General features: G+C 43.4%; 26 protein-coding genes, 4 pseudogenes and 1 other annotated feature. Of the genes and pseudogenes, 5 read left to right on the top strand and 25 right to left on the bottom strand.

The window, feature by feature from the left end:
• Positions 1 to 21 precede the first annotated feature (21 nt).
• From NXM86_RS05485 to spoIIM, 18 genes and pseudogenes are all read right to left on the bottom strand, one after another.
• Positions 22 to 1,493, bottom strand: a pseudogene (locus tag NXM86_RS05485) (spore germination protein).
• Positions 1,474 to 2,052, bottom strand: a complete 579-nt coding sequence (gene spoVAEA / locus NXM86_RS05480) for a stage V sporulation protein SpoVABEA (protein WP_015864372.1) — start codon at positions 2,050 to 2,052, stop codon at positions 1,474 to 1,476. The pseudogene NXM86_RS05485 and the gene spoVAEA overlap by 20 nt, the downstream one beginning before the upstream one ends.
• Before the next feature lie 6 nt (positions 2,053 to 2,058).
• Positions 2,059 to 2,409, bottom strand: coding sequence for a SpoVA/SpoVAEb family sporulation membrane protein (locus NXM86_RS05475; protein WP_081188202.1), 351 nt, complete (start codon positions 2,407 to 2,409; stop codon positions 2,059 to 2,061).
• On the bottom strand, positions 2,409 to 3,425 hold the full coding sequence (spoVAD, locus tag NXM86_RS05470) for a stage V sporulation protein AD (RefSeq protein WP_062752812.1): 1,017 nt from the start codon (positions 3,423 to 3,425) through the stop codon (positions 2,409 to 2,411). The genes NXM86_RS05475 and spoVAD overlap by 1 nt, the downstream gene beginning before the upstream one ends.
• Positions 3,426 to 3,444: 19 nt before the next feature.
• A complete protein-coding gene (locus tag NXM86_RS05465) occupies positions 3,445 to 3,882 on the bottom strand; it encodes a SpoVA/SpoVAEb family sporulation membrane protein (RefSeq protein ID WP_062752814.1) in 438 nt (145 codons plus the stop codon).
• A gap of 15 nt (positions 3,883 to 3,897) precedes the next feature.
• On the bottom strand, positions 3,898 to 4,326 hold the full coding sequence (locus NXM86_RS05460; protein WP_089097886.1) for a stage V sporulation protein AB: 429 nt from the start codon (positions 4,324 to 4,326) through the stop codon (positions 3,898 to 3,900).
• A complete protein-coding gene (locus tag NXM86_RS05455) occupies positions 4,316 to 4,939 on the bottom strand; it encodes a stage V sporulation protein AA (protein ID WP_015864377.1) in 624 nt (207 codons plus the stop codon). Before NXM86_RS05455 ends, NXM86_RS05460 begins: the two co-directional genes overlap by 11 nt.
• 147 nt (positions 4,940 to 5,086) lie before the next feature.
• A pseudogene (sigF, locus tag NXM86_RS05450) lies at positions 5,087 to 5,838 on the bottom strand (RNA polymerase sporulation sigma factor SigF).
• Between the two features lie 13 nt (positions 5,839 to 5,851).
• Positions 5,852 to 6,292: an anti-sigma F factor gene (gene spoIIAB / locus NXM86_RS05445; RefSeq protein ID WP_015864379.1), complete on the bottom strand. Its 441-nt coding sequence runs from the start codon at positions 6,290 to 6,292 to the stop codon at positions 5,852 to 5,854.
• Entirely contained in the window at positions 6,292 to 6,633 is a 342-nt protein-coding gene (spoIIAA, locus tag NXM86_RS05440) for an anti-sigma F factor antagonist (RefSeq protein WP_373467274.1), read from the bottom strand. Before spoIIAA ends, spoIIAB begins: the two co-directional genes overlap by 1 nt.
• Positions 6,634 to 6,770: 137 nt before the next feature.
• A complete protein-coding gene (locus NXM86_RS05435; protein ID WP_062752816.1) occupies positions 6,771 to 7,952 on the bottom strand; it encodes a D-alanyl-D-alanine carboxypeptidase family protein in 1,182 nt (393 codons plus the stop codon).
• A gap of 121 nt (positions 7,953 to 8,073) precedes the next feature.
• On the bottom strand, positions 8,074 to 9,375 hold the full coding sequence (locus NXM86_RS05430; protein ID WP_498958716.1) for a pyrimidine-nucleoside phosphorylase: 1,302 nt from the start codon (positions 9,373 to 9,375) through the stop codon (positions 8,074 to 8,076).
• A gap of 16 nt (positions 9,376 to 9,391) precedes the next feature.
• A complete protein-coding gene (locus NXM86_RS05425; protein ID WP_498958714.1) occupies positions 9,392 to 10,216 on the bottom strand; it encodes a purine-nucleoside phosphorylase in 825 nt (274 codons plus the stop codon).
• 12 nt (positions 10,217 to 10,228) lie between these two features.
• Positions 10,229 to 11,410: a phosphopentomutase gene (deoB, locus tag NXM86_RS05420; protein WP_498958713.1), complete on the bottom strand. Its 1,182-nt coding sequence runs from the start codon at positions 11,408 to 11,410 to the stop codon at positions 10,229 to 10,231.
• Between the two features lie 299 nt (positions 11,411 to 11,709).
• On the bottom strand, positions 11,710 to 12,606 hold the full coding sequence (gene xerD / locus NXM86_RS05415) for a site-specific tyrosine recombinase XerD (RefSeq protein WP_041269934.1): 897 nt from the start codon (positions 12,604 to 12,606) through the stop codon (positions 11,710 to 11,712).
• Between the two features lie 7 nt (positions 12,607 to 12,613).
• Complete coding sequence (locus NXM86_RS05410) at positions 12,614 to 12,826, bottom strand: YqzK family protein (RefSeq protein WP_015864386.1); 213 nt, start codon at positions 12,824 to 12,826, stop codon at positions 12,614 to 12,616.
• 99 nt (positions 12,827 to 12,925) lie between these two features.
• The gene (fur, locus tag NXM86_RS05405; RefSeq protein ID WP_015864387.1) at positions 12,926 to 13,390 is read right to left on the bottom strand and encodes a ferric iron uptake transcriptional regulator; all 465 of its coding nucleotides are present in this window, start codon (positions 13,388 to 13,390) and stop codon (positions 12,926 to 12,928) included.
• A gap of 114 nt (positions 13,391 to 13,504) precedes the next feature.
• Positions 13,505 to 14,152, bottom strand: coding sequence for a stage II sporulation protein M (spoIIM, locus tag NXM86_RS05400; protein ID WP_015864388.1), 648 nt, complete (start codon positions 14,150 to 14,152; stop codon positions 13,505 to 13,507).
• A gap of 145 nt (positions 14,153 to 14,297) precedes the next feature.
• On the opposite strand from spoIIM, the gene NXM86_RS05395 reads away from it, so the two are divergent.
• Entirely contained in the window at positions 14,298 to 15,380 is a 1,083-nt protein-coding gene (locus tag NXM86_RS05395; protein ID WP_012749248.1) for an RNA-guided endonuclease InsQ/TnpB family protein, read from the top strand.
• Between the two features lie 136 nt (positions 15,381 to 15,516).
• Here the strand turns inward: NXM86_RS05395 and NXM86_RS05390 are convergent, their stop codons facing one another.
• Both NXM86_RS05390 and NXM86_RS05385 read right to left on the bottom strand, forming a co-directional pair.
• The gene (locus NXM86_RS05390) at positions 15,517 to 16,680 is read right to left on the bottom strand and encodes an endonuclease Q family protein (RefSeq protein WP_498958712.1); all 1,164 of its coding nucleotides are present in this window, start codon (positions 16,678 to 16,680) and stop codon (positions 15,517 to 15,519) included.
• Positions 16,673 to 17,233, bottom strand: a complete 561-nt coding sequence (locus NXM86_RS05385) for an NUDIX domain-containing protein (protein WP_498958710.1) — start codon at positions 17,231 to 17,233, stop codon at positions 16,673 to 16,675. Before NXM86_RS05385 ends, NXM86_RS05390 begins: the two co-directional genes overlap by 8 nt.
• A 121-nt stretch (positions 17,234 to 17,354) precedes the next feature.
• Here NXM86_RS05385 and NXM86_RS05380 point away from each other — a divergent pair, with 121 nt between their 5' ends.
• The gene (locus NXM86_RS05380; RefSeq protein WP_498958709.1) at positions 17,355 to 18,275 is read left to right on the top strand and encodes an aldo/keto reductase; all 921 of its coding nucleotides are present in this window, start codon (positions 17,355 to 17,357) and stop codon (positions 18,273 to 18,275) included.
• Between the two features lie 165 nt (positions 18,276 to 18,440).
• Here NXM86_RS05380 and NXM86_RS05375 read toward each other — a convergent pair whose 3' ends face one another.
• From NXM86_RS05375 to NXM86_RS05365, 3 genes and pseudogenes are all read right to left on the bottom strand, one after another.
• Complete coding sequence (locus NXM86_RS05375) at positions 18,441 to 18,674, bottom strand: YqkE family protein (RefSeq protein WP_062678565.1); 234 nt, start codon at positions 18,672 to 18,674, stop codon at positions 18,441 to 18,443.
• Positions 18,675 to 18,935: 261 nt separating this feature from the next.
• Positions 18,936 to 19,175 (bottom strand): YqkC family protein, encoded by a 240-nt coding sequence (locus NXM86_RS05370; protein WP_015864395.1) that lies wholly within the window; start codon positions 19,173 to 19,175, stop codon positions 18,936 to 18,938.
• Positions 19,165 to 19,502: pseudogene (locus NXM86_RS05365) on the bottom strand (iron-sulfur cluster biosynthesis family protein). The gene NXM86_RS05370 and the pseudogene NXM86_RS05365 overlap by 11 nt, the downstream one beginning before the upstream one ends.
• 89 nt (positions 19,503 to 19,591) lie before the next feature.
• On the opposite strand from NXM86_RS05365, the gene NXM86_RS05360 reads away from it, so the two are divergent.
• Positions 19,592 to 19,804, top strand: coding sequence for a CDGSH iron-sulfur domain-containing protein (locus NXM86_RS05360; RefSeq protein WP_498958999.1), 213 nt, complete (start codon positions 19,592 to 19,594; stop codon positions 19,802 to 19,804).
• 14 nt (positions 19,805 to 19,818) lie between these two features.
• Positions 19,819 to 20,013 (top strand): YqzH family protein, encoded by a 195-nt coding sequence (locus NXM86_RS05355; RefSeq protein ID WP_090948525.1) that lies wholly within the window; start codon positions 19,819 to 19,821, stop codon positions 20,011 to 20,013.
• Between the two features lie 24 nt (positions 20,014 to 20,037).
• On the opposite strand, the gene NXM86_RS05350 is transcribed toward NXM86_RS05355, so the two are convergent.
• Together NXM86_RS05350 and NXM86_RS05345 are read right to left on the bottom strand one after the other, a co-directional pair.
• Positions 20,038 to 20,826, bottom strand: a complete 789-nt coding sequence (locus NXM86_RS05350) for an SDR family NAD(P)-dependent oxidoreductase (protein WP_498958708.1) — start codon at positions 20,824 to 20,826, stop codon at positions 20,038 to 20,040.
• Positions 20,817 to 21,788: an MBL fold metallo-hydrolase gene (locus tag NXM86_RS05345; protein ID WP_498958707.1), complete on the bottom strand. Its 972-nt coding sequence runs from the start codon at positions 21,786 to 21,788 to the stop codon at positions 20,817 to 20,819. The genes NXM86_RS05350 and NXM86_RS05345 overlap by 10 nt, the downstream gene beginning before the upstream one ends.
• 177 nt (positions 21,789 to 21,965) lie before the next feature.
• Positions 21,966 to 22,196 (top strand) — a binding site (T-box leader).
• Between the two features lie 44 nt (positions 22,197 to 22,240).
• On the opposite strand from NXM86_RS05345, the pseudogene proI reads away from it, so the two are divergent.
• Positions 22,241 to 23,068: pseudogene (proI, locus tag NXM86_RS05340) on the top strand (pyrroline-5-carboxylate reductase ProI); the annotation flags it as partial.
• Positions 23,069 to 23,077 lie beyond the last annotated feature (9 nt).

Below are 23,077 nucleotides of genomic sequence, written 5' to 3'. Positions count from 1 at the left end.
TTTGAGCGGCTTTTTGCAAATTTATGATGGTTGCCTGCGGCGGTTTTGCGGATGGACGATGCTCGGTCTTACTTTTGCTCCCGCTACAGAACGACGGACGATAATTTGCATAAATGCGGCCGGATCAAACGGAATAAACGGCCATAAGTACGGCGTGTTTAATGAACGAATTCGAATCAGCAGAAGCAAATAAACCGTTGTGCCGATCACAAGCCCTGGCACTTTAAACAATGCCACCGCAATGACAAGAAACAATCGTGATATTTTATTCGCAATGCTCAACTCATAGCTTGGTGTCGCAAACGAACCGATGGCGGAAACAGAAATATATAAAATTACCTCCGGGACAAACAATCCGACATTGATCGCAATTTCTCCGATTAACACCGCGGCAATTAAGCCCATTGCGGTAGAAAGCGGCGTTGGGGTATGAATCGCTGCCATGCGGAGAAACTCAATTCCAAAGTCGGCTATTAAAACTTGTATGATAACTGGGATATTCGTCTGTTTGTTTGGCCCGATAAACGCCCATTTATCCGGCAACAAAGATGGTTCCAGTACGAACAGCACCCAAAGCGGCAATAAAAATAGTGATGTCAAAATGCCTAAAAAGCGCACCCAGCGTACAAATGTCCCGACCGCTGGAGATTGCCGATATTCTTCGGCATGTTGCACATGATGAAAAAACGTAGTAGGAGTTATAATCACGCTTGGTGACGTATCTACCATAATTAATACATGTCCTTCAAGCAAATGAGTGGCAGCAACGTCTGGACGCTCGGTATAACGGACGAGCGGATACGGATTATATCCTTGCTTCACTAAAAATTCCTCTATTGTTTATCTCCCATTGTCAGTCCATCGATATTAATTTGTTGAAGTTCTTTTTTTACAAGTTCAACAAGCCCTGGATCGGCGACATCTTTAATGTAAGCAATACAAATATCTGTTTTTGAACGTTCCCCTACTTGTAAAATCTCAAAACGAAGCCGCTCATCACGAATGCGGCGCCGCGTTAGCGCCGTATTGATGATAATATTTTCTACATAACCATCACGCGCCCCGCGCACCACTTTTTCCGTATCTGGCTCTTCCGGCTGCCGCCCCGGATAGCTTCGTACATCAACGATAAACCCCGTCGATTCTCCTTCAATTAAAATGATGATTAACCCTGATAACAACCGATCAACAGCCTCATCTAAATTATTGACAGTGCTTACTTGTTGATGAACGAGGCGGTTTTCGATAATTTGCTTTGCCTGTGCCGTCTGCCGTTCGTTGTCATTAATACGGACAATTTGTTTTAATAGCTCAATTAAAAATTGCGTATCACATAAGCCGGTGCAATAATAAATATGTACTTCCCTATTTAATACATGAATTTTCCTTACCCCTAAATCAAAACTAGTTCCAACTCCAATTTTCTCCTTAAAAAATTTTTCATTGTCGACGAGCTTTTCCGAAATGGGAACTTTATTGGTGTTGGCTGTCACGATACTCACTCCTTTCAAGGATTAACTCCACTGCTTGTCGTGTAATTGGTGATCCGTACTTAATATGATCGCGATATCCCATTTTTCCAATATCACCGATTCCAACAATAACAGGAATATTTAATTGGTCTAAACAATATACAGTATCTCCATTAATACGGCTTATTTCTAGCTCGCGAATTCCCTCTTTATCCACTCCATATTCCGTCATGTTTCCGTCACGATCGATGCTTATATGCACTTTGGTCCATTCATGTTTATGAGTATTGGAAGCAACGGCAATCGCTCCTAATACTTCAATTTGTTCATGCGTTGCCACATATTTCAGCGCTTGCTCGCCCACTCCCTCGCCAATGGCTCCGCAATCATCAAACATGACGAATACGGGATCATACGGTGTTTGTAAAATAAGTTCAACGAGTTCTTCACCGGTTAGTTTTGTCGGATTGCCATGGGAGCGAGAAATGCATCGTCCCCCGATTTGTTCAGCAATATATTGAATTGTCCGGCATGCAAACTCATCGCCGTCTGTTACTAATATGACTCGCCTTTTTTTCATAATCGATTACCCTTTCGGCCTACATATAAGAGCGGTAAAAAATGAAAGTACAATGGTAAATGACAAAATGGCGCCGGCAAATTGAAACATCCCTGCACCAATGGCCAGCCATCCGTTTGACTCTTTTTGTACCAATACCCCTTTAATGAGAAAATAACCGAAACCGGTAATAGGAAGAGAAGCGCCTGCCCCGGCAATCGCAATAAGTCGATCGTAAATTCCGCTGATTCCCAAAATGGCGCCAACCGCAACAAGCAAGCTCATCATTTTTATTTGCGAAATCTTTCCAATATCCATTAAAGATTGGGCAATGGCACAAATCGCTCCTCCAACAATGAATGCCATTACATAATCCATCATGATTCCCCCTTTGCCGCTTCAATCACAACACCATGCGCAATAGCTGGAATCGACTGTTTTTGCTGCATCATCGTTGGGCTAAATAGAGCTCCTGTTGCGACAACGAAAATTTTTTGAAACGCGCCGCGTTCCATTTCTTTCAATAAATGCCCGTATGTTACTACCGCGCAGCAAGCACATCCGCTGCCTCCGGCAAATACTTTTTGATCCGGCCAGTAAATCATTAAACCACAGTCGTTATAATTGCTCGTTACATCATAGCCTGATTCAGCAAGCAGCTGTCTAACAATAACGCTTCCTACTCTTGATAAATCCCCTGTTACAATTAAGTCATAATCTTCGGGAGAAACGCCTAAATCAATAAAATGTTGTTCAATCGTGCTTGCGGCGGCCGGTGCCATCGCCGATCCCATATCTAAAGGATTCGTCATTCCCTCATCAATCACTTTTCCGATTGTAGCAGCAGTAATGCGCCATCTTCCCCTTTTCCGTCCCATGACCAATGCTCCCGCACCTGTCACAGTAAACGTTGCTGTTTCCGGTTTTTGTACTCCCAATTCGGTCGGATAACGAAATTGCCGTTCTGCCGTGGCATTATGACTACTTGTTGCCGCTAATACTGTTTCAGCAAACCCGCCGTCAATTAACGCAGCGCCGACAGCTACTGTCTGCATGGAAGTAGAACAAGCTCCAAACATACCTAAAAACGGAGTGGGAATCGTTTGGGCGACATAGTTGGCAGTGACGTTTTGATTCAGCAAATCTCCGGCAAGGAAAATGTCGATATCGTTGAATGAAATATTTCCTTTTTGCAAGCAAACGACAATCGCCTCTTGCATTAAACGCCGCTCTGCCAACTCCCACGTCTTTGCCCCACAATATAAGTCATCGTGCGTAATATCAAAGCTGGCTCGAAGCGGACCTTCCGCTTCCAACGGTCCTACTGCCGTTCCAGTTTCCTGAATGTAAATATCATGTTCGAACACCCACGTTTGCTTTCCAACGAGCTTCATGGGAAATCCCTCTTTCTTCTTAAAACATGATGTAATATAAAATTCCAAGTAGATAAGCAACGACAATGCCATAAACAATCGCCGCACCGCCTGATTTAAACATTTGGCTGGCAATTCCCGCCGTCCATCCTTCACTTCGATGCTCGAGCGCGGCACTTGCTAACGCATTCGCGAAGCCAGTCATCGGTATAGTAGCGCCTGCACCCGCAAATTGACTAAAATCGTCATACTTTCCCGCCCCCGTGAGGACAATCGCCAAAAACATCATTGTCATCACCGCCAGCTGCTGAGCAGAAAGCAACGGCATAGACAGAAAACGGCTGTACCAATTTGCGAACAGCTCGGTCATCGCACAAAGCGCGCCGCCGACAACAAACGCTTTTAAGCTGTTAAACACATATGGGGGTTTAGGCTGGAATGCTTTCACCGCTTGGCGATAATTTTTTTTTAAATTCATGTTTTTCTCTCCCCCTTATCGCAAATAATCAACAAAATAGATCCATTGAAATAACGAACCAGCTATTTTTCCAAATACGATCGCCATCAATAAAATGACAATTTTATCATCAACGCCAATGCGTTTCGCTAAAATCGGCCATACGTTAAGCACTTCCGTCAGCGCGGCGGCGAGCATTCCGATAAATACCCCATGCAGTAAGCCAATTGGAATCAGCCAATATTTTGATATATATAAAACAGAGTGGCGCATGCTCAGCCATCCTCCTGCCACCGCGCCAGTTACTGCGCTCCATTCATAAGCACGAATCCGCTTCATCGTTTTTGTTAATTGCGTTAAGCGGGGAATAACGCCAAGAACGACTAAAAACGCTACAAATCCTGTTCCAACAGCGAGCCCTCCCGCGAAGCCGACAAATATAACGGTTAAAATCTCAATCGTCATCAATTTTTCTCATACTCTCTTTGTTTTCATGTAAAATGACGTATTGATCTAACGATTGTTGATAATTAAACATCTCGACTTCAAGAGGGCTGGGCTCCTCATTAATTCGCTTGCGGAACACATGATTAAAAAACAAAATCATTCCGATCCCTAATCCGAGTGAATAAGGAATTTGCAGCAACAAAGGCTTATCGATTTTTTTTCCGGTCATCATCTCATAAAGACGTTGATGCACTTCTTGCATGCTGACATCTTCATGAAAATTCATAATGGCCATTGCGGATCCGACGAAAAGCAACAGCCATATAAGCAGAAAATAAGGAGTGGAAAAACGCCGCTTTTGATAAACGACTTCAATAATGGTTTGCGATGGTCCAACTGTTTGCACATCTAATGAACCAACCCTTTCCATCATTGCTTGCATTACTTTCATCACATCAATAATGACGATATTTTTATCACTCGGTTGAATTTTATATAGCGGAATTATTTTTAATTGCTCCGCTACATCGCGATCATTTGCGATGATTTGCGCAACATCGCCAATCGTAACAACATCTCCCGGCTTCACTTGAACACGATGCCGGAGCTTAATAAAGACGGTTTTTTCCATCTGCCTCACACCTTAACCTTGTAGTTTTTTCATATGTGTAAAAAGGCGAAGCATATTGCTTTTCTTTAGTATGTTGGAGCAAAAAAGGAATCATACGATGATACAATGTTTACCAGCAATTTCATAAAAATAAAAAAGAATGGATGTCTACCCATCCATTCTCTCCTTTATTTGCTGTAAAATCTTTTTTTCAAGCCGGGACACTTGCACTTGAGAGATGCCTAATCTAGATGCCACTTCTGATTGTGTTTGATCTTTATAATAGCGTAAATATACAATGAGCCGTTCTCGTTCGTCTAGTTCTTCGATCGCTTTTTTTAACGCGATTTTATCAAACCATGATACTTCATCCGAATCAGCGATTTGATCAAGAAGTGTGATCGGATCGCCATCGTTTTCGTACACTGTTTCGTGAATGGAAGCAGGCGAACGGATCGCCTCTTGGGCAAGCACTACATCCTCCGGAGAAATCTCCAAATAATCAGCAATTTCCGTAACTGTTGGTGCTCGTCCCTGTTTTTTCGAGAGCTCATCTTTCGCTTTTCGGATTTATTGCCCATTTCTTTTAAAGAACGGCTCACTTTTACCGTTCCATCATCGCGAATAAACCGCTGGATTTCGCCGATAATCATCGGTACGGCATATGTGGAAAATTTAACATCATACGATAAATCAAACTTATCGACGGACTTTAACAAGCCGATACAGCCAATTTGAAATAAATCGTCCGGCTCGTAGCCGCGGTTTAAAAAGCGCTGGACGACCGACCAAACGAGGCGCATGTTTTTTTCAATAATTTCATCGCGCGCCTCTTGGTCGCCTTCTTGGCTGCGGCGAATAAGCTCCTTCATTTCGTGATCTTTTATTGGCGTCTGATCTTGCTTGACATCGACATCCATAGGCATGTCTCCCTTAGTTACATAAGGCTTTGCTCTTCGTTATATATTTCTTCAAATAAACGGTTGTGCCTTTGTTCACTTCCGACTGCACGACGACTTCATCCATAAAGTTTTCCATGATGGTAAATCCCATTCCAGATCGCTCTAATTCTGGCTTTGTTGTAAACAATGGCTGGCGCGCCTCTTCAATATTGGCAATGCCAACCCCTTCATCTTTAATGGTTAAATGTACGACTCCGTCTTCAATCACAACGGAAATGTATACGATTCCGTTTGGATCGTTATTATATCCGTGAATAATCGCGTTGGTCACCGCTTCAGAGACAACGGTTTTGATTTCCGTTAGTTCATCCATTGTCGGATCAAGCTGTGCCACAAACGCAGCGACCGTAACGCGGGCAAACGATTCATTTTGGCTAAGTGCGGAGAATTGGAGGTGCATTTCGTTTCGCATTATGCCACCCCCAATGTCTCTAATGCGAATTGTTCATTGTTTTCTAAACGAATAATTTTAAACAGCCCAGACATTTCAAACAGGCGTTTTACCGTTGGAGAAATGGAGCATACAATCATTTCTCCGCCAAGGTTTTTGATTTGTTTATAACGTCCTAAAATCACTCCAAGTCCGGAGCTATCCATAAACGTCAAATGTTCTAAATTAAACACAATATGGCGAATCGACTCTCTTTCCATCGTATCCGTTACTTTTTCCCGAAGTTCTTCGGCTGTATGATGGTCAAGCTCTCCTGAAAGTCGAATGATTAATACGTCTTGTTTTACTTCAAAGTCCATCATCAGACTCACAGCGTTTTCCCCCTTGTTCATTTCGGATAGGGAGAAGTTTCGCTACATTCCGATAAAAATCCTGCTTGATGACAAAACTAGTGTCGATTCGCTAAATGTAGAAAACCTACTACAAAAGCTGACAATGTTTATGCGGATTTCGTAAAATTTTGCAACGTCCGTTTAAATAAATCCCACCAGCTTGCTTCTGCTACATTTTCTTTCGCAACAATTGGACTCCGCAGCAGTTCTTTTCCATCTTGTTTTAAAATCAGTACACCAAGCTCGTCTCCTTTTTTAATTGGCGCTTTTACGTTTTCTTTTGTTTGGATCACTTTTTCTATTTGATCGATAGATTGTCCTTTTTTCGTTAATACAGAGATTGGCTCTGATGTAACAAGAGCAATCGCTTTTTTCTTTCCTTTACTTACATTGACACGAGCAATGATTTCGTTCCGTTTATAAACTGGATGTGTTTTGTATTGACTAAACGCATAATCGAGCATTTTCGTAATTTGCGCATTGCGATCCTTTGGCGTCGATGCCCCAAATACGACAGCAATGACGCGCATGCCATTCTTTTTCGCCGTCGCGGTTAAGCAGTATTTCGCTTCGCTTGTGAATCCTGTTTTTAACCCATCCACTCCTGGATAAAATTTCACAAGCCGGTTTGTATTGACAAGCCAAAACTTTTTATCCGTGTTTTCTCGCAAATAATCTTCATATATTCCGGTATACTTCGTAATATCTTCATATTTAAGCAATTCTCGCGCCATCATCGCCATGTCATACGCGCTGCTATAATGTCCTTCGGCAGGCAACCCTGTCGAATTTTGAAACGAAGTGTTTTTCAAGCCAAGTTCTTTCGCTTTCTTGTTCATCATCTCGACAAAAGCTTCTTCAGATCCCGCGATTCGTTCGGCCATGGCGACTGACGCATCATTGCCTGAACCGATTGCAATTCCACGCAATAGTTCATCCACCGTCATTTCTTCCCCAGGCTCTAAAAAGATTTGCGATCCACCCATGGATGCGGCATATTCGCTCGCCCGCACTTTTTCCTTATAAGAAAGCTCTCCCTTATCAATCGCTTCCATAATGAGAAGCATTGTCATAATTTTTGTCATACTAGCCGGCGGCAACTTTTTATGGGCGTTTTTTTCATACAAGACAGTTCCGGTATCCCGTTCAATCAAAATAGCCGATTTTGCATCATTGGCAAGCTGAATCCCTCGTGTGTTTGTCTTGTTTTCTTCCGCATGGATGTTTGCGGAAATTGGCAATATGAAAATAGACGCAAAAAGAAGTAAGCGAATAAATAGCTTCTTCATCTCCCAAACCTCCATTCTTTATACATGCCATTTTTTCCAAATAAGATATTTTTATACAATAGAAGCAATGAATTTCAGCAGATTTTGTCCAAAAAAAATGGAGGCTGATCACAGCCTCCTTTTATGAAATCGTTTCATATATGAGCGTTGGTTTGGCAACAGGAATTTGGGAGATTCGGATGCTTTTAGCAAGTTTTTGTTTCACTTCTTCGATATTTTCCGTATTGCTGTAAATCGTAACAAGCGATTCCCCTTTTTTCACCGCATCGCCGACTTTTTTACGCAAAACGAGACCGACAGAGAGATCGATGGTCGATTCTTTTGTCGCCCGTCCTGCTCCAAGCAGCATCGCGGCTGTTCCGACTTCGTCGGCGACAATTTCGGCGACATATCCATCTTCCGGCGCTTCCAACTCCCATTGATATTTTGCTTGCGGCAGTTTCGATGGATCATCTACGACCGATGCATCGCCGCCTTGCGCTTCGAGAAACACTTTAAACGTTTCTAGCGCTTTTCCTTCTTGAATCGAATTTTCCAATAACTCTCTCGCTTCCTCTAATGAAGATGCTTTTTCCGCTAAATATACCATATAGCTTCCAAGCGTCAAACATAACTCTTGTAAATCTTCTGGACCTTTTCCTTTGAGCGTATCAATCGCTTCTTTCACTTCTAGCGCGTTGCCAACCGCGTATCCGAGCGGCTGACTCATATCGGAAATAACCGCCATCGTTTTCCGGCCGACGCGCTTGCCGATTTCAACCATTGCTGTTGCGAGTTGTTTTGCCCCTTCCAAATCTTTCATAAATGCACCAGCGCCTGTTTTTACATCTAAAACAATAGCATCCGCGCCAGCGGCAATTTTTTTGCTCATAATCGATGAAGCGATGAGCGGAATGCTGTTTACTGTTGCTGTGACGTCGCGGAGCGCATACAGCTTTTTATCGGCCGGCGTTAAATTTCCTGTCTGTCCGATAATCGCGATTTTATTTTTATTAACGAGCTCAATAAATTGGTCATTATCGATTTCTACATGAAAACCAGGAACTGATTCTAATTTATCAATCGTCCCGCCTGTATGGCCGAGGCCGCGGCCCGACATTTTCGCGACCGGCACACCGACGGAAGCGACAAGCGGACCTAACACCAGCGTTGTCGTATCTCCGACACCGCCGGTTGAGTGTTTATCGACTTTAATTCCTTCGATTTTCGATAAATCAATGACATCTCCCGAATGAACCATCGCCATCGTCAGCGCCGCCGTTTCTTCTTCGGTCATGCCGCGGAAAAACACCGCCATCGCAAATGCGCTCATTTGATAATCCGGAATATCCCCGTTTGTATAGCCGCGAATGATAAATTCAATTTCCTCTTTTGTAAGAGCGTGGCCATCCCTTTTTTTGGCGATTAAATCCACCATTCTCATACAATATCACCTTTTTTCATTTTTTTGCCATTTCGGCGACAATCGCTTTGACTAACCGCAAAAAGTTTGCCTTTACTTTTTCCGTCGTTTCTATGACCTCATCGTGCGTAAGCGGCTGATCTAAAATCCCTGCCGCCATATTGGAAATGCAGGAAATACCCAATACTTCCATTTGTGCATGGCGTGCAACAATCACTTCCGGCACGGTCGACATGCCGACCGCATCACCGCCAATCGCGCGAATCATCCGGATTTCCGCTGGCGTTTCATAAGAAGGACCGGTATTCGCTACATAAACTCCCTCTTGAATCGGAATGTGAAGCTTCGCCGCTACCTCTTTTGCAATGCTGCGCAGCCGCTTGCTATAAGCTTCTGTCATATCCGGGAAGCGGACACCAAGCTCAGGGTCATTCGGACCGATTAATGGGTTAGTGCCCATGTTATTGATATGGTCCGTAATAATCATTAAATCCCCCGGCTGAAACCGTTCATTCACCCCTCCTGCCGCGTTCGTTACGATTAGCTCTTTGACGCCGAGCGCTTTCATCACACGGACCGGGAATGTCACTTGATCCAAGCGGTATCCTTCATAGTAGTGAAAACGGCCTTGCATGGCGACAACCGTCGCACCTTCAAGCTGGCCATAAACAAGCCGTCCGGCGTGTCCTTCCACAGTGGACACAGGAAACTCTGGAATTTGCTCGTACGGAATTTTTACCGCTTGTTCGATTTCATCAGCGAGCACGCCAAGACCCGATCCAAGAATTAAACCAATGCGAGGCGGTGTCGGAAATTTTTCTTGCAAATAACGAGCTGCTTTTTCAATCGCCTGTTTATTCATGATTCCATCCTCCTATTTCAAATCTGCTAAAAAGCTTGTTCCGTGTTGCGGCATGTTCACTTGAAAGTTTTCTGCAATGGTTGCGCCAACATCGGCAAATGTTTTACGAAGCGGCAGCTCTTTTCCGCCGTCCATGCTTGGACTATAGACAAGAAGCGGCACATATTCACGCGTATGATCCGTACCGTGATGGACCGGATCATTTCCATGGTCCGCTGTAATAATGAGCAAGTCATTATCTTTCAAAAGCGGAAACACGTCGGACAGACGAGCGTCAAACTCTTCGAGCGCATCCCCGTATCCTTTTGGATCGCGGCGGTGGCCATACATTGCGTCAAAGTCAACGAGATTTACAAAGCTTAACCCCGTAAAGTCCATTTTCAGCGTGTCGACTAATTTATCCATGCCATCCATATTCGATTTTGTCCGCAGCGATTGCGTAACTCCTTCATTATCGTAAATATCGGAAATTTTTCCGATCGCGATCACTTCATATCCCGCGTCCTTTAATTCATTCATTACTGTGCGCCCGAACGGTTTTAACGCATAATCATGCCGGTTCGCTGTACGTTTGAAATTGCCCGGCGTGCCGATGAACGGACGCGCGATGACACGGCCGACCATATATTTTTCATCAAGAGTTAATTCACGGGCAATTTTACAAATGTTATACAGCTCTTCAAGCGGAACAATTTCTTCGTGAGCAGCGATTTGCAATACGGAGTCCGCCGAAGTATAAACGATGATGGCTCCTGTTTCCATATGCTCTTTGCCAAGCTCTTCAATAATCGCCGTACCGCTTGCCGGTTTGTTTCCGATAACTTTTCGGCCCGTTCGTTTTTCCAATTCGTCAATCAATTCTTTTGGGAAACCATTTGGGAACACTTGGAACGGTTTGTCAATATGGAGTCCCATAATTTCCCAGTGACCCGTCATCGTATCTTTTCCGGCGGATGCCTCTTGCATTTTTGTGTAATAGGCTAGCGGTTTTTCCGCTTTCGGAATGCCTTTAATTTCGCGAATGTTGCTTAAGCCGAGCTTCGCCATGTTTGGCATATGCAATCCGCCGCGATACTCAGCAATATGTCCAAGCGTATCCGCACCTTTATCATTATACTTTTCGGCATCTGGCGCTTCTCCAATGCCGACAGAGTCCATGACAATTAAAAATACCCGTTTGTATGTATAACCCATTATTATGCCTCCTGTCTTCATCAAATGATCTATCTTTTTTATCATTCCCAAAACACTTATTCACACATCAACATTATATTGGTCAGAAGTCTGACAACCATATTATAAAACGTTTTCATAATTATGCGCAATAAAAAAACAGAAAAGAGCACAATGAGAAACAGAGATGAGGAGACATCCAAATCCAATCGTGCAAAAAATCTCTAGGATAATATACAAATCTATTGTTATAAATCGAAAATTGTCAAAACAAAACACCCGCTCGCCACAAGCGGGTGTTTCTTGCAAGCAACAGAAAGCTATGCACGTGGATGGTATTGCTTATACACATCTTTTAAACGCGTTTTCGTAACGTGCGTATAAATTTGCGTTGTTGAAATATCGGCATGGCCTAATAATTCCTGCACGGCGCGCAAATCGGCGCCATTTTCAAGGAGATGGGTGGCGAATGAATGCCTTAGTGTATGCGGTGTCAGCTCTTTTTCGATGTTTGCTTCTTTCGCGAGTTTCTTCAAAATCTTCCAAAAACCTTGCCGTGTCAAACGTTCGCCATGATGGTTTAAAAATAATGCATCGGTTGTCCTTTTTTTCGAGTTGATTAGCTTCGGACGCGCGGTTTCAAGATATACTTTTAATGCGTTTAACGCCATGCTGCCGACCGGCACGATGCGCTCCTTCTTCCCTTTCCCGTAACAGCGGACAAACCCCATTGTCAAATGCACATCGGAAAGATTTAAGTTCACAAGCTCGCTGACACGCATTCCGGTCGCGTACAATAATTCTAGCATCGCTTTATCGCGAACGCCGATTGGTGTATTCGTTTTCGGCGCTTCTAAGAGCGCCTCGACTTCTTCGAGCGACAGCACTTTTGGCAACGTCCGCTCCATTTGCGGCGATTCGATATGCACCGATGGGTCTTGTTCCGCTACTTTTTCACGAAGAAGAAATTGATGAAACGAACGGATCGATGCAATATGGCGCGCAATCGTCTTTGGAGAGTTTCCTTTTTCCTTTAAAAACTTTAAAAATTGCATAATATGAAGGCGCGTCACGTCATTCCACGATTGAATTTGCTCGACGTGGCGCAAATAATGCGCATACTTTTTTAAATCTCTTTCATAAGAAATAATCGTATTTTTTGCCAAATTTCGCTCTACTGTCAAATAATGCAGAAAATCTTTCAATTCATATTCCAACATTTCTCTACTCCCCATTGCGATAGAAAAATAATAGTCGATCCATCCATTCCAATGTCGAGTTTTCGACGGCTGAAACTTTCACCGCTGATCCTTGTGGTTCATCATAACGGTGGTAATTATCGTATTCTCGATTGAACCATATAAGACTATAATAAAATAAAATTGTACAACCCGTAAATAAAAGAAATACTTTTATCATCTGCCATATCGTTTTCATGGCCGTTCCTCCTCATTTCCAATCATGCTTACTATGAGGATATGCCATGTTTTTTTTCTTTTATACCATAAAAAAACCTTTCCCATCGGAAAAGGTTTTTTACTTTTTATTTTGTTCTTCCTCATGTTTTTGTTGGCAACGATAACAAATGCCATGAAACGTTAGGCGATGGTCTTTAATTTTAAACTTCCAGTCTCGTTCCACAATTTCTTCTACTTCCTCTAATAAATCTTCTTGAATTTCCGCTACTGACCCACATTCAATACAAACTAAATGATGATGAAAGTGAGCTGCTCCTTCTTTGCGCAGATCGTAGCGAGATACACCATCCCCAAAATTGATTTTATCGACAATTTTTAGTTCGGTTAACAGCTCGAGTGTACGATATACAGTAGCTAATCCGATTTCTGGAGATTTTTCTTTAACGAGGAGGTAGACGTCTTCTGCGCTTAAATGATCTTCCTCATGTTCTAACAAGACACGTACTGTTGCTTCCCGCTGCGGTGTTAATTTATAACCGGCGGTATGCAATTGCTTTTTAATTCGGTCGACTCGATCTTCCATCTTTTATTCCCTCCCACGTCATTCAACTACCATTATAACAAAAGAAAGAGGGAAGTATCAAAATAAAATTATTATTATAAAAGAACAAAAATGGTTATTATATAATAGAAATAATTATTTATGTCCGACCATCTCGATTACTTGTTTCATAAATAACGGTGATACGTATGCCTCTAGGGATGAGGAAACGAGCAGACTCACACTAATCAACATCATCGCCATCGTATAGCGCATAATCATCGGAAAAATTGGTTCATGTCCCCGTTTCATAAATTGATTGCGCACCATTTGCAATGAAAAGGAAACAGAAATCACTCCCATGATTACAAAAGCTGGAATGATAATCAAATTTTGCGGCATTACAGACACAAAAGATAATAAAAACCCTTGCCATCCCATTTGGTTCACCAAAAATCCGACAGTAAATCCGACAACAACTCCTTTTAAAAATAGCAAAATTAAAATAATAGGCAATCCTATAATTGAAATGCCCAGCACCCACATTAAAGCGACATATTTTAAATTATGAAAATAACTTTGTTGAAACATATCGTGGGCGCTTGCAATATTTCCTTTTGATACTTGTCCAAAAAATTGCGTTAAATAGTAGTATAAATCTTGTTTCTGGCTAAAGTTTAAACTGTTGACAACAATCGCTCCAAAAATCACTCCCATTAAAAATAGCACAATCACAAATAAATACACAGGAGCATGCTCGCGCATATGTACAGCGATCATTGATTTTACCGGATGTCTTCTCATCTTTTTCTTCCCCCTATCACGAGAACATCCGCCTTCCTCCCACTGCTTTAGCTGTGGGAGGAAGGCGGGGTTTATATTTTTAGTATATATTGAATTTTTCGTTCAATATAAGTACACTGGATTTAGAAAGGTAGGTGAATCAAGAATGCTCTGCACTCTCAAGATTAAATTAGTGCCAACTCTTGAACAGTTTCATGCGCTGCTGGAAACAATGAAACGGTTTAACCAAGCATGCAACTATATTAGCGAGATTGCTTTTCGCTCCAGAACCTTTTCCAAAACGAAAATCCAGCGGCTTTGCTACTATGACGTCAGGGAAAAATTTGGCCTCTCTGCCCAAATGACCGTTCGTGCCATCGGCAAAGTGTCGGAAAGCTATCGTTTGGATAAAAAAACCTTGCATAACTTTAAAGAAACCGGTGCCATCGTGTATGATGAAAGAATCCTGTCCTTTAAAGGGTTAGAGTATGCTTCCATACTTACCTTGCAAGGAAGAATGGAAATCCCTATGGTCATTAGCCGCTACCATCAAGGTTTGCTGTGCGGCAACCGTGTTCGGGGTCAAGCCGATTTAGTCCTTCAAAACGGTATTTTTTATTTACTGCTCGTGGTGGACGTTCCCGAAGGCCAGCCCAATTCCGAAAACGGATTTATCGGTGTGGACCTTGGCATCATGAATATCGCCGTCGATAGCACCGGTGAGGTATTTTCCGGCTCGAAGGTCAACGGGCTGCGCCGCCGCCATGCGAAACTTCGCGCCAAACTCCAAAAGAAAGGCACCAAGTCAGCGAAACGCCTGCTGAAAAAGCGTTCCAAGAAGGAAAAACTATTTGCCCGTGATGTGAACCACTGCATTAGCAAGAAGATTGTTGAAAAGGCAAAGGCACTCGGATGCGGCATTGCCCTTGAAGATTTAAAGGGCATCCGCCAACGCACCGAGAAAACGGTTAAAAAGCAACAGCGTCGTCAACACTCTTCTTGGTCTTTTTATCAGTTGAGAAAGTTTATTGAGTATAAAGCGGCGATCGCTGGCGTGCCGGTGGTATTGGTTCATCCAAAAAATACTTCCCGCACCTGTCCGGTTTGCGGACATGTGGCCAAAGAAAACAGACCGTCAAGGGATCAGTTTTGTTGTCGAGCTTGTGGGTACGCTGCCCCTGCCGACAACGTGGCTGCGGAAAACATCCGCAGGGCTGCTGTCAACCAGCCGAACGCGGCAGCCAATTAGGCTAGCTGCAAGCCCACGGCTTTAGCCGTTGGGTAGTTGACCCTCTTAGTAGATTGTATGAAATATTCTTCGATGTATGACTGATTTGCAAGAAAAGAAAGAGAAGATAACCTCCATAAATACAAAAAAATCGCTTCTATTCCGAAGCGATTTTGCCGTATTTTCCGCCGCCCCCTGCTTGGATCGAAAGCTCTCCTCTGCGTGCGAGAATAATGAGTTTTGCCAGTTTTTCCCCTATGCTCTGTTTTAGTTCTTCTTCTGTCGCTTGGTGGAGTACGTACATTTCTGTACCGAAACGGGCGAGCAATTTTTCGTATGTTTTCGGTCCAAGCCCTGGAATAAACTCAAGCGGCACTTGATAAATATACGGTGGGCGTTTGGGAGGAACGCCGCCCGTTTTTAGCTCCTTAAGGCGGTCAAATACCCCTTTTATTTGCCGGTGATGTCCGCAATCCGGGCAATATTTTTCACGAGGATCCATCGGCTTGAAACATCGTTCGCATGTCGTCTGATGATACTTCCCTAGTTTCGGATTTAAGCCGTAGTTAGCGACAATGGTTCTTTCCTCTTGCTTTCGCAACGCTTTTTTCAATTCGGCAAACGTCGGAGCCTTCATGCGGATCACTTGATATTCACGCGCCAGCTTTCGCAGCGAATGGGCATCCGAATTGGAAAGGTATGGATAACGATGCAGCTCGGCGATTTGGTCAGCCATCTCGGTATCCGCACTTAACCCTAGTTCTACCGCGTCAATGCCATCAGGGTCAAACACTTCGGTTAAGCTTTTTTTCACTCCTTTGCCATACAAGCTTTTAAACGGAGTAAACGCATGAGCCGGAACGAACAAACCGCCCAACCGTTTAACAATCGCTTGCAACTCACGCCCTGTTCCGTAGATCCGCTGCGAGCTGAGAGAAATATTTCTCACTCGCTCTTTTAGCCATACAGAAAACGTACGCATTGCACTGATCGTCGGCAAAAACGCAAGCACATGAATAGGTCCTTGACAATGTTCGTCATATACTTCGAGTTCACTTCCTAACAATAACGTGACAGAACCAACCGCAACACCGCCATCATCGTGTTCTTTCCATCCTTTCGCTTCTACTCCCCGTTCCACTTCATCGAGCACTTCCGAAACATGGCAGTCAATGATGCCGACCATATTTAATCCTTTTACATGCGCTGCCTCGTGTAAAATGTTTGTGAGCGTTAACGTTTTTGCACCTGTGATTTTTACCGGCCGGCCAGAAGCGGTGCGGCCGATATGGATATGTAAATCAACATAATAGTTATGCATTTTCTTCTCCTAGGACACGACGCAATTGTAAATATTGCAGCGCATATGCTGTTTTGGCATCATAAATCTCGCGTTTTTCAAGCATTTCCAGCGCCTCCTCTAACGTCACTTCCAATATGTCGACAAATTCGTCTTCATCGAGCGACGCGGCGTTTTCCACTTTCGTTAGCCCTTCCGCCATATATAAGTGAATCAGCTCATCGGCAAATCCCGGCGATGTATAAAATGACACGATATGGCGCAGCGAATGAGAACGGTAGCCTGTTTCCTCTTCTAATTCACGCTGTGCTGTGGCAAGCGGCTCCTCCCCTTTTTCTAACTTGCCCGCCGGAATTTCTACTAATACCCGTTCCAGTGCTTTTCGGTATTGGCGAACGAGCACTAGTTTTCCTTCCTTTGTAATTGGGATAATGGCCACCGCTCCTGGATGTTTAATAACTTCCCGTTTGCTCGTTTTCCCATTTGGCAGCTGTACGTCTTCCACATACAATTGAACTACTTTGCCGCTAAATATTTTTTCTTTGCGAATCGTTTTTTCCACTAAATGGTCCATGTTCTTCTCTCCCATCTAATAATATCTTTCCCAACTTATTGTACTACATCATTTGAGCAAGTTTTACTTTCGGGTGTACAATGAAAAAAATGATTATTTTAATTAAAGGAGGATCCGCATCATGCAAAAGCGTCGCATCGGCTTATCGGATTTATATGTCAGCGAAATCGGGCTCGGCTGCATGTCGCTTGGCACGGACGAAAAAAAAGCGATTCGCATTATTCATGAGGCGTTAGAACGGGGCATTAACTATTTAGACACGGCCGACCTTTATGACCGTGGACTAAATGAAGAATTTGTCGGAAAAGCAATCAAAGGAAAACGCGATCAAGTCATCCTTGCAACAAAAGTGGGCAACCGCTGGGAAGACGGAAAAGACGGCTGGTTTTGGGATCCGTCCAAAAAATACATTAAATCGGAAGTAAAAGAAAGCTTGCGCCGTCTGCAAACGAATTACATTGACTTATATCAGCTTCACGGCGGTACGATCGATGACCCGATCGACGAAACGATTGAAGCGTTCGAGGAATTAAAACAAGAAGGAGTGATCCGCTATTACGGCATTTCTTCCATTCGCCCAAACGTTATTCGTGAATATGTAAAACGTTCCAATATCGTCAGCGTCATGATGCAATACAGCCTGCTTGACCGCCGACCAGAAGAGTGGTTTCCGCTTTTGCGCGAACACAACATCAGCGTCATCGCCCGCGGGCCTGTTGCGAAAGGATTGCTCACAGAGCGGCCGCTGGAGGCGGCGAGCGATTCCGTCAAGAAAAACGGTTATCTTGATTATACATATGAGGAATTGCAGACGCTGCTTCCAAAGTTAAAAGCGAAAACAGCGCAAAAACGTTCATTCACCGCAACGGCGCTGCAGTTTTGCCTATATGACCCGGTTGTCGCCGCCGTCATTCCAGGAGCGAGCAGCGTTGAGCAGCTCATCGAAAACATAAACGCCGCTTCCGCCCCACGCTTAACAGAGGAAGAATATGAATGGCTCCGTCAGCATACGAAATCTTCCGTATACGAAATGCATCGATAGGATACTTACAATGATGCGGAAAGAGAACTTTCTCTTTCCGCAAATACACATCCGACAGCGAACAAACAGCGTGATTGGCATCCGAAAATTCGCCGCAAGAAAAATCACGCTTTGTATGCGGATTTCTCCGCTCTCCCATAAAACAGGATATCTCCATTCAACGATTTACTTAAAATTCCGCCAATCCAAATTGCTCTCATTCAGCAACTCTTCAAATGTTTTTTGTTGTTCGCGTTTGCGCTGTTCCTCTCGTCTCCGTGCTTCTTCTTCCTCTTTTCGTCGCTGTTCTTGTTGTTCCAATTCCCGTTTTTTCTCCTTCAGCTTAGCGAACAATTCCTCATTTAAACGATCCTTCAGCGTAAGCAATTCGTCTGCTCGATTTTTTTGTTTCTTGTTCACACCTATCCCTCCAATGTATAAAACGTTGTTCATTCTTCCATGATAAAAACAAACACTTTCAAGAAAAGGAGTTAAACGAAATGGCAAAAAACAGAGCGCAAAAAGGAAAACCAACTGCTGATACCGTAAAACAAACAATCGCAAAAGAAGAATTAGAAAAAGCGATCCATCCAACAAAACGCCAAAACACCCCGCAATAACGAAAAGCGGAAGGCGCAAACAAAATGAATGATAAAACCGTAACCGAAGTGGGTTACGGTTTTATAAGATTTCCGTAATATTAGGCATATGCTCATCCATCCACGCTATTGCTTCATCTAGTGTGGCAAATTCTTTTGTCTCAAACGTCATTTCATTCTGCAAAAGCCAGACGTCTTTTGGCTCATGATATACACCGGCAATCGACCAATGCAGCAAACTGTATGGATCGTTTTCATGCAAAAATGATACCCAAGTTTTTTGCTTCGCTACATTGGCGATTTGTTTCAGCTTATCTTTCATGTTGCTCACTCACTTCTACAAGCGGCATGCGTGGACTTAAAATTTGTCCAGGGCTTTTCAGCAAAAACTGCTCGTCCCTTCGACAACGTCAATCGCCATCGTATCGTCATAAAAGACGAGACGGGACTTTTCCAAAAGAACGGGAACGAAATTCGTCTCGACAACGATATCGTCATCATCGGCTTGATCGACTAACCATAACGAAATAACACCGCTTACAAGGCATCCACATCCATCTGTATCATATTTCAGCTTTAACATTCGCCCTGTTTCCGTTAAAATAGGAGTAAGCTGTTTGATTGCTTTATCTGTAAAAGAAATATTCACGCTACACGATGCTCCTTTTCCTCTTGTTTCAGCTCCTATTTTACCTACATAGGCAAGTTGCTGTCAAAAATAAAAAGGAGGAATGGATGATGGCAAAAGTGCAAATTAAAGTCAACGATAACGGTTCCTACCGCGTCACTGGCGATGTGGAGCTCATTGACGCGGAAGGAAATAAATTTGTGACAAAGCAGACGTTTTCGCTTTGCCGATGCGGCCTGTCCAACAATAAGCCATTTTGCGACGGCACGCATAAAGGAAAATTCCACTCTGTTGTCCGTGCCACTCCGTCTGAATCGCAATGATCGGAAGTGACGCCATGGATGAAAAATGGCTGGCAAAACTTGTTCGCAATTGCTTGCTGCAATACGGATATGACACGGAATCGTTTCCGCTTAACGATTCGGAATGGAGACAGTTGCGCGAAAAAATTTTATCTGCAAAAATAAACGATGAAGAAATGGATATGTACGAAATTGTCAATGACGTCATTTACGAATATATAACGAAATAACACTCCTTGTCTTGGCAAGGAGTGTTATTTTTTGAAGAATGCGCGTTTTCCCACTTTCTCGACAATCGACGGAAATAAGCGATGGAGTTGACTGCCAATATTCATCCAGCGTGGCATATTTACTTCCCTTGTCGGCGTCATCATAATCGAAACGACCTGTTTTGCTACTTTTTCCGGCGAGAGCATCCATCGTTCCACATTTTTTACATATTCTCCCGATTGGTCGGCTACATGAAAAAAATTCGTCCGAATCGGTCCCGGATTGACAGCAGTAACAAAAATCCCGTACTGTTCCGCTTCCATCCGCAAGCTGTCCGTAAACCCAAGAACCGCATGTTTGGTAGCTGCGTATACGCTCGATTTTGGAGTTGCCAATTTTCCTGCTTGTGAAGCAATATTAATAATATGGCCGCTCCGCCTTTTTTGCATATGTAAATATACAATTTTTGTACAAGCGATTAAACCAAACACATTTACAGCAAACATGTCTTTCATTTCCTTTAGATCGATGTCTTCCACATTGCGAAACACGCCAAAACCTGCGTTATTTACTAATACATCAACCGTTTGGACATCACGAAATAATTGTTGAAACACCGTTTCTACCGCATCTGTATCACTCACATCCAACCGATAATAACGTGGCGAAATGCCATATGTATGTTCAATTTGTCTTGCCACCGCTTTCAACTTTTCTTCATTTCTGGCAAGCAACACCGGCAGCGCCTTTTGGCGTGCCGCTTCATAGGCGATCTGTTCACCGATGCCGCTTGACGCTCCAGTAATGACGATATGTTTGCCTTCTATCCGCAAATAGATCCCTCCATCGCTTCATAAATGTAATAATCATTTACTTTTGTCTTTCTCACTGCGCCGTTCTCTTCTAAGTAATCAAGCTGCCCAATCGTTTCAGACATCGTTAATATAAACTCTTGTTGATATACAGTAGGAAATAGCTTTTGGCAAACTTCAAATACCGTATGCGGTCTTTGCTTGAGCATATCGAGCACTTGCTCGGCGCGCTCCCGTTGTTTGCGAAGCCGTTTTTCAATCAACTCCGATACGTCAGTCACATCTTCTCCGTGTCCAGTCATTACAAAAGAAATATCATAATCACGCATTTTAAGCAATGAAGCATTATACTGTACTAATGGTTTCGGGCGCTCCGTCTCCCTGGAAAAGGCGGCTCCATCAACGGATTTGGAGAAATATGCAAAAGCAAATGATCCCCCAATCATCACACCGTCCGTTTCGCGGTAAAACACAACATGGCTTTGGGCATGTCCCGGTGTTTCAATTACTTTCCAATGCGGCAAGCCCGGCAGCGAATCACCTTCTTTGACCGCAGCGGTAAGCGGACGATGACATGCATAGCGGAGCGAGCCCCGTAAATTTGGAAGTTCTGCGAGAAACGAACGATCCACGCCACACTCTAACAAAAACTGTTCAAAAAATCGTTGATGTTGTTGAAAAAATGTTTCGTCCTGGCGAAGCCAGCGATCTGCTTTCTGATGGCCAATGACCGGAATTGTATCTGGTAAATAATCGAGCAAGCCGACATGGTCAGGATGGTGATGGGTAATGACAACTTGATCAATGTCGGAAGGAGCATATCCAATTTGACGAAGCTGCTGTTGAAACGAGCGCCACGCCTCTTCTGTTTTCACACCGGCATCAATCAGAGTCAAGCTATCTCCTTTAATCAAGTACATGTTTACATTTCCAACCGGAAACGGCGTCGGCACGACGATGCGATAAATATGTTCATTCATCATCGACGATCCCCTTCTAATGATATATTTATAAAATAAATCGACAATAATGATATTTAACAGTTTACACCGATTTTATCGGTTTGTCATTTTTTTCGAATAATTCACAAAAAAATTATCTTTTCCTATTGACAACACACCTGTTTTCATTGCATAATTGCAAACAAAATTAAACATTGCAAACGGGCAATGAGTGGGGCCAGTAAACCATGAATGGTATCCAGAGAGTGAAACCCATAGGCTGGAAGGTTTCATTACCCTCTTCATGGTTGAACCTACCCCATGAGCTGTTAGGAAAACCTAAACGCTCAACCGGCGTTATCGGTGAAGAGGTGGACTCTTTTTTGGCCGTTTGTCGGCAAAAGAGTCAAAAAAGGTGGTACCGCGGAAACAAGACCTTCCGTCCTTTTTAGGATGCAAGGTCTTTTTTATTTGATCAAAAGGAGGAATTCGCCGTGAAACGAGAAACGACAATTACGTTTATTGGTGCCGGCGCGATGGCAGAAGCGCTTATTTCTGGAATGACAAAAACGTTGTACCGGCCTGAGCAAATTATTGTGACAAATCGCTGCGATCAAAAGCGTCTTGAATATATGAAAAAAACATACGGAGTCCGGATCGAAACAAATAAAGGAAAAGCGGTAAAAGAAGCGGATATTGTCATTTTAGCGATGAAGCCGAAAGATGCGGTAGAAGGCATCACTTCCATTGCTCCGATGATTGATGTACATCAGCTGATCATTTCCGTGCTGGCTGGTGTTACAACGGAAACCATCGTTTCACTAATTGGAAAAATGTTGCCGTGATTCGTGCCATGCCAAATACATCAGCAACGATCGGTCAGTCAGCTACCGCCATCTCCCAAGGTCGTTTTGCCAGCGAAGCGCATTTAGCTGTGGCAAAAACTTTGTTTGAGACTGTGGGCATTGTCACGGTCGTTCCTGAACATGATTTGCACGCCGTTACCGCACTTTCCGGAAGCGGACCTGCCTATGTCTATTATTTAGTGGAAGCAATGGAAAAGGCGGCGGAAGAAATCGGACTTGACCGCACTGTCGCAAAAGAATTGATTTTACAAACGATTATCGGCGCGGCACAAATGTTGCAACAACAACAAACATCCTTCTATCTTGCGCAAAGAAGTAACTAGTCCGGGCGGAACGACCGAAGCTGGCATTCAAGTGCTGGAGCGTTACCGATACCAAGAAGCGGTTGTTGCATGTATCAAACGGGCAACGGAGCGATCTGAAGAATTAGGAAAACGCTTATTTCTTCCTTTTTTCGAGCTCCGC

Source organism: Geobacillus sp. CX412 (assembly GCF_027942335.1).
GTDB classification, from domain to species: domain Bacteria; phylum Bacillota; class Bacilli; order Bacillales; family Anoxybacillaceae; genus Parageobacillus_B; species Parageobacillus_B toebii.
This window is presented reverse-complemented; position numbering and strand designations above follow the sequence as displayed.

What these genes read in the sequence shown, in the direction of transcription:
- deoB (WP_498958713.1), bottom strand. Translation starts at nt 11,410, where the DNA reads ATGGGTTATACATACAAACGGGTATTTTTAATTGTCATGGACTCTGTC.
- spoIIM (WP_015864388.1), bottom strand. Translation starts at nt 14,152, where the DNA reads ATGAGAAGACATCCGGTAAAATCAATGATCGCTGTACATATGCGCGAG.
- fur (WP_015864387.1), bottom strand. Translation starts at nt 13,390, where the DNA reads ATGGAAGATCGAGTCGACCGAATTAAAAAGCAATTGCATACCGCCGGT.
- NXM86_RS05395 (WP_012749248.1), top strand. Translation starts at nt 14,298, where the DNA reads ATGCTCTGCACTCTCAAGATTAAATTAGTGCCAACTCTTGAACAGTTT.
- spoIIAA (WP_373467274.1), bottom strand. Translation starts at nt 6,633, where the DNA reads ATGATGGACTTTGAAGTAAAACAAGACGTATTAATCATTCGACTTTCA.
- NXM86_RS05360 (WP_498958999.1), top strand. Translation starts at nt 19,592, where the DNA reads ATGGCAAAAGTGCAAATTAAAGTCAACGATAACGGTTCCTACCGCGTC.
- NXM86_RS05370 (WP_015864395.1), bottom strand. Translation starts at nt 19,175, where the DNA reads ATGAAAGATAAGCTGAAACAAATCGCCAATGTAGCGAAGCAAAAAACT.
- NXM86_RS05345 (WP_498958707.1), bottom strand. Translation starts at nt 21,788, where the DNA reads ATGATGAATGAACATATTTATCGCATCGTCGTGCCGACGCCGTTTCCG.
- NXM86_RS05390 (WP_498958712.1), bottom strand. Translation starts at nt 16,680, where the DNA reads ATGCATAACTATTATGTTGATTTACATATCCATATCGGCCGCACCGCT.
- NXM86_RS05475 (WP_081188202.1), bottom strand. Translation starts at nt 2,409, where the DNA reads ATGGATTATGTAATGGCATTCATTGTTGGAGGAGCGATTTGTGCCATT.
- spoIIAB (WP_015864379.1), bottom strand. Translation starts at nt 6,292, where the DNA reads ATGCGAAACGAAATGCACCTCCAATTCTCCGCACTTAGCCAAAATGAA.
- NXM86_RS05380 (WP_498958709.1), top strand. Translation starts at nt 17,355, where the DNA reads ATGCAAAAGCGTCGCATCGGCTTATCGGATTTATATGTCAGCGAAATC.
- NXM86_RS05385 (WP_498958710.1), bottom strand. Translation starts at nt 17,233, where the DNA reads ATGGACCATTTAGTGGAAAAAACGATTCGCAAAGAAAAAATATTTAGC.
- spoVAEA (WP_015864372.1), bottom strand. Translation starts at nt 2,052, where the DNA reads ATGAAAAAAAGGCGAGTCATATTAGTAACAGACGGCGATGAGTTTGCA.
- NXM86_RS05355 (WP_090948525.1), top strand. Translation starts at nt 19,819, where the DNA reads ATGGATGAAAAATGGCTGGCAAAACTTGTTCGCAATTGCTTGCTGCAA.
- NXM86_RS05430 (WP_498958716.1), bottom strand. Translation starts at nt 9,375, where the DNA reads ATGAGAATGGTGGATTTAATCGCCAAAAAAAGGGATGGCCACGCTCTT.
- spoVAD (WP_062752812.1), bottom strand. Translation starts at nt 3,425, where the DNA reads ATGAAGCTCGTTGGAAAGCAAACGTGGGTGTTCGAACATGATATTTAC.
- NXM86_RS05465 (WP_062752814.1), bottom strand. Translation starts at nt 3,882, where the DNA reads ATGAATTTAAAAAAAAATTATCGCCAAGCGGTGAAAGCATTCCAGCCT.
- NXM86_RS05455 (WP_015864377.1), bottom strand. Translation starts at nt 4,939, where the DNA reads ATGGAAAAAACCGTCTTTATTAAGCTCCGGCATCGTGTTCAAGTGAAG.
- NXM86_RS05435 (WP_062752816.1), bottom strand. Translation starts at nt 7,952, where the DNA reads ATGAAGAAGCTATTTATTCGCTTACTTCTTTTTGCGTCTATTTTCATA.
- NXM86_RS05460 (WP_089097886.1), bottom strand. Translation starts at nt 4,326, where the DNA reads ATGACGATTGAGATTTTAACCGTTATATTTGTCGGCTTCGCGGGAGGG.
- NXM86_RS05425 (WP_498958714.1), bottom strand. Translation starts at nt 10,216, where the DNA reads ATGAATAAACAGGCGATTGAAAAAGCAGCTCGTTATTTGCAAGAAAAA.
- NXM86_RS05410 (WP_015864386.1), bottom strand. Translation starts at nt 12,826, where the DNA reads ATGAAAACGATATGGCAGATGATAAAAGTATTTCTTTTATTTACGGGT.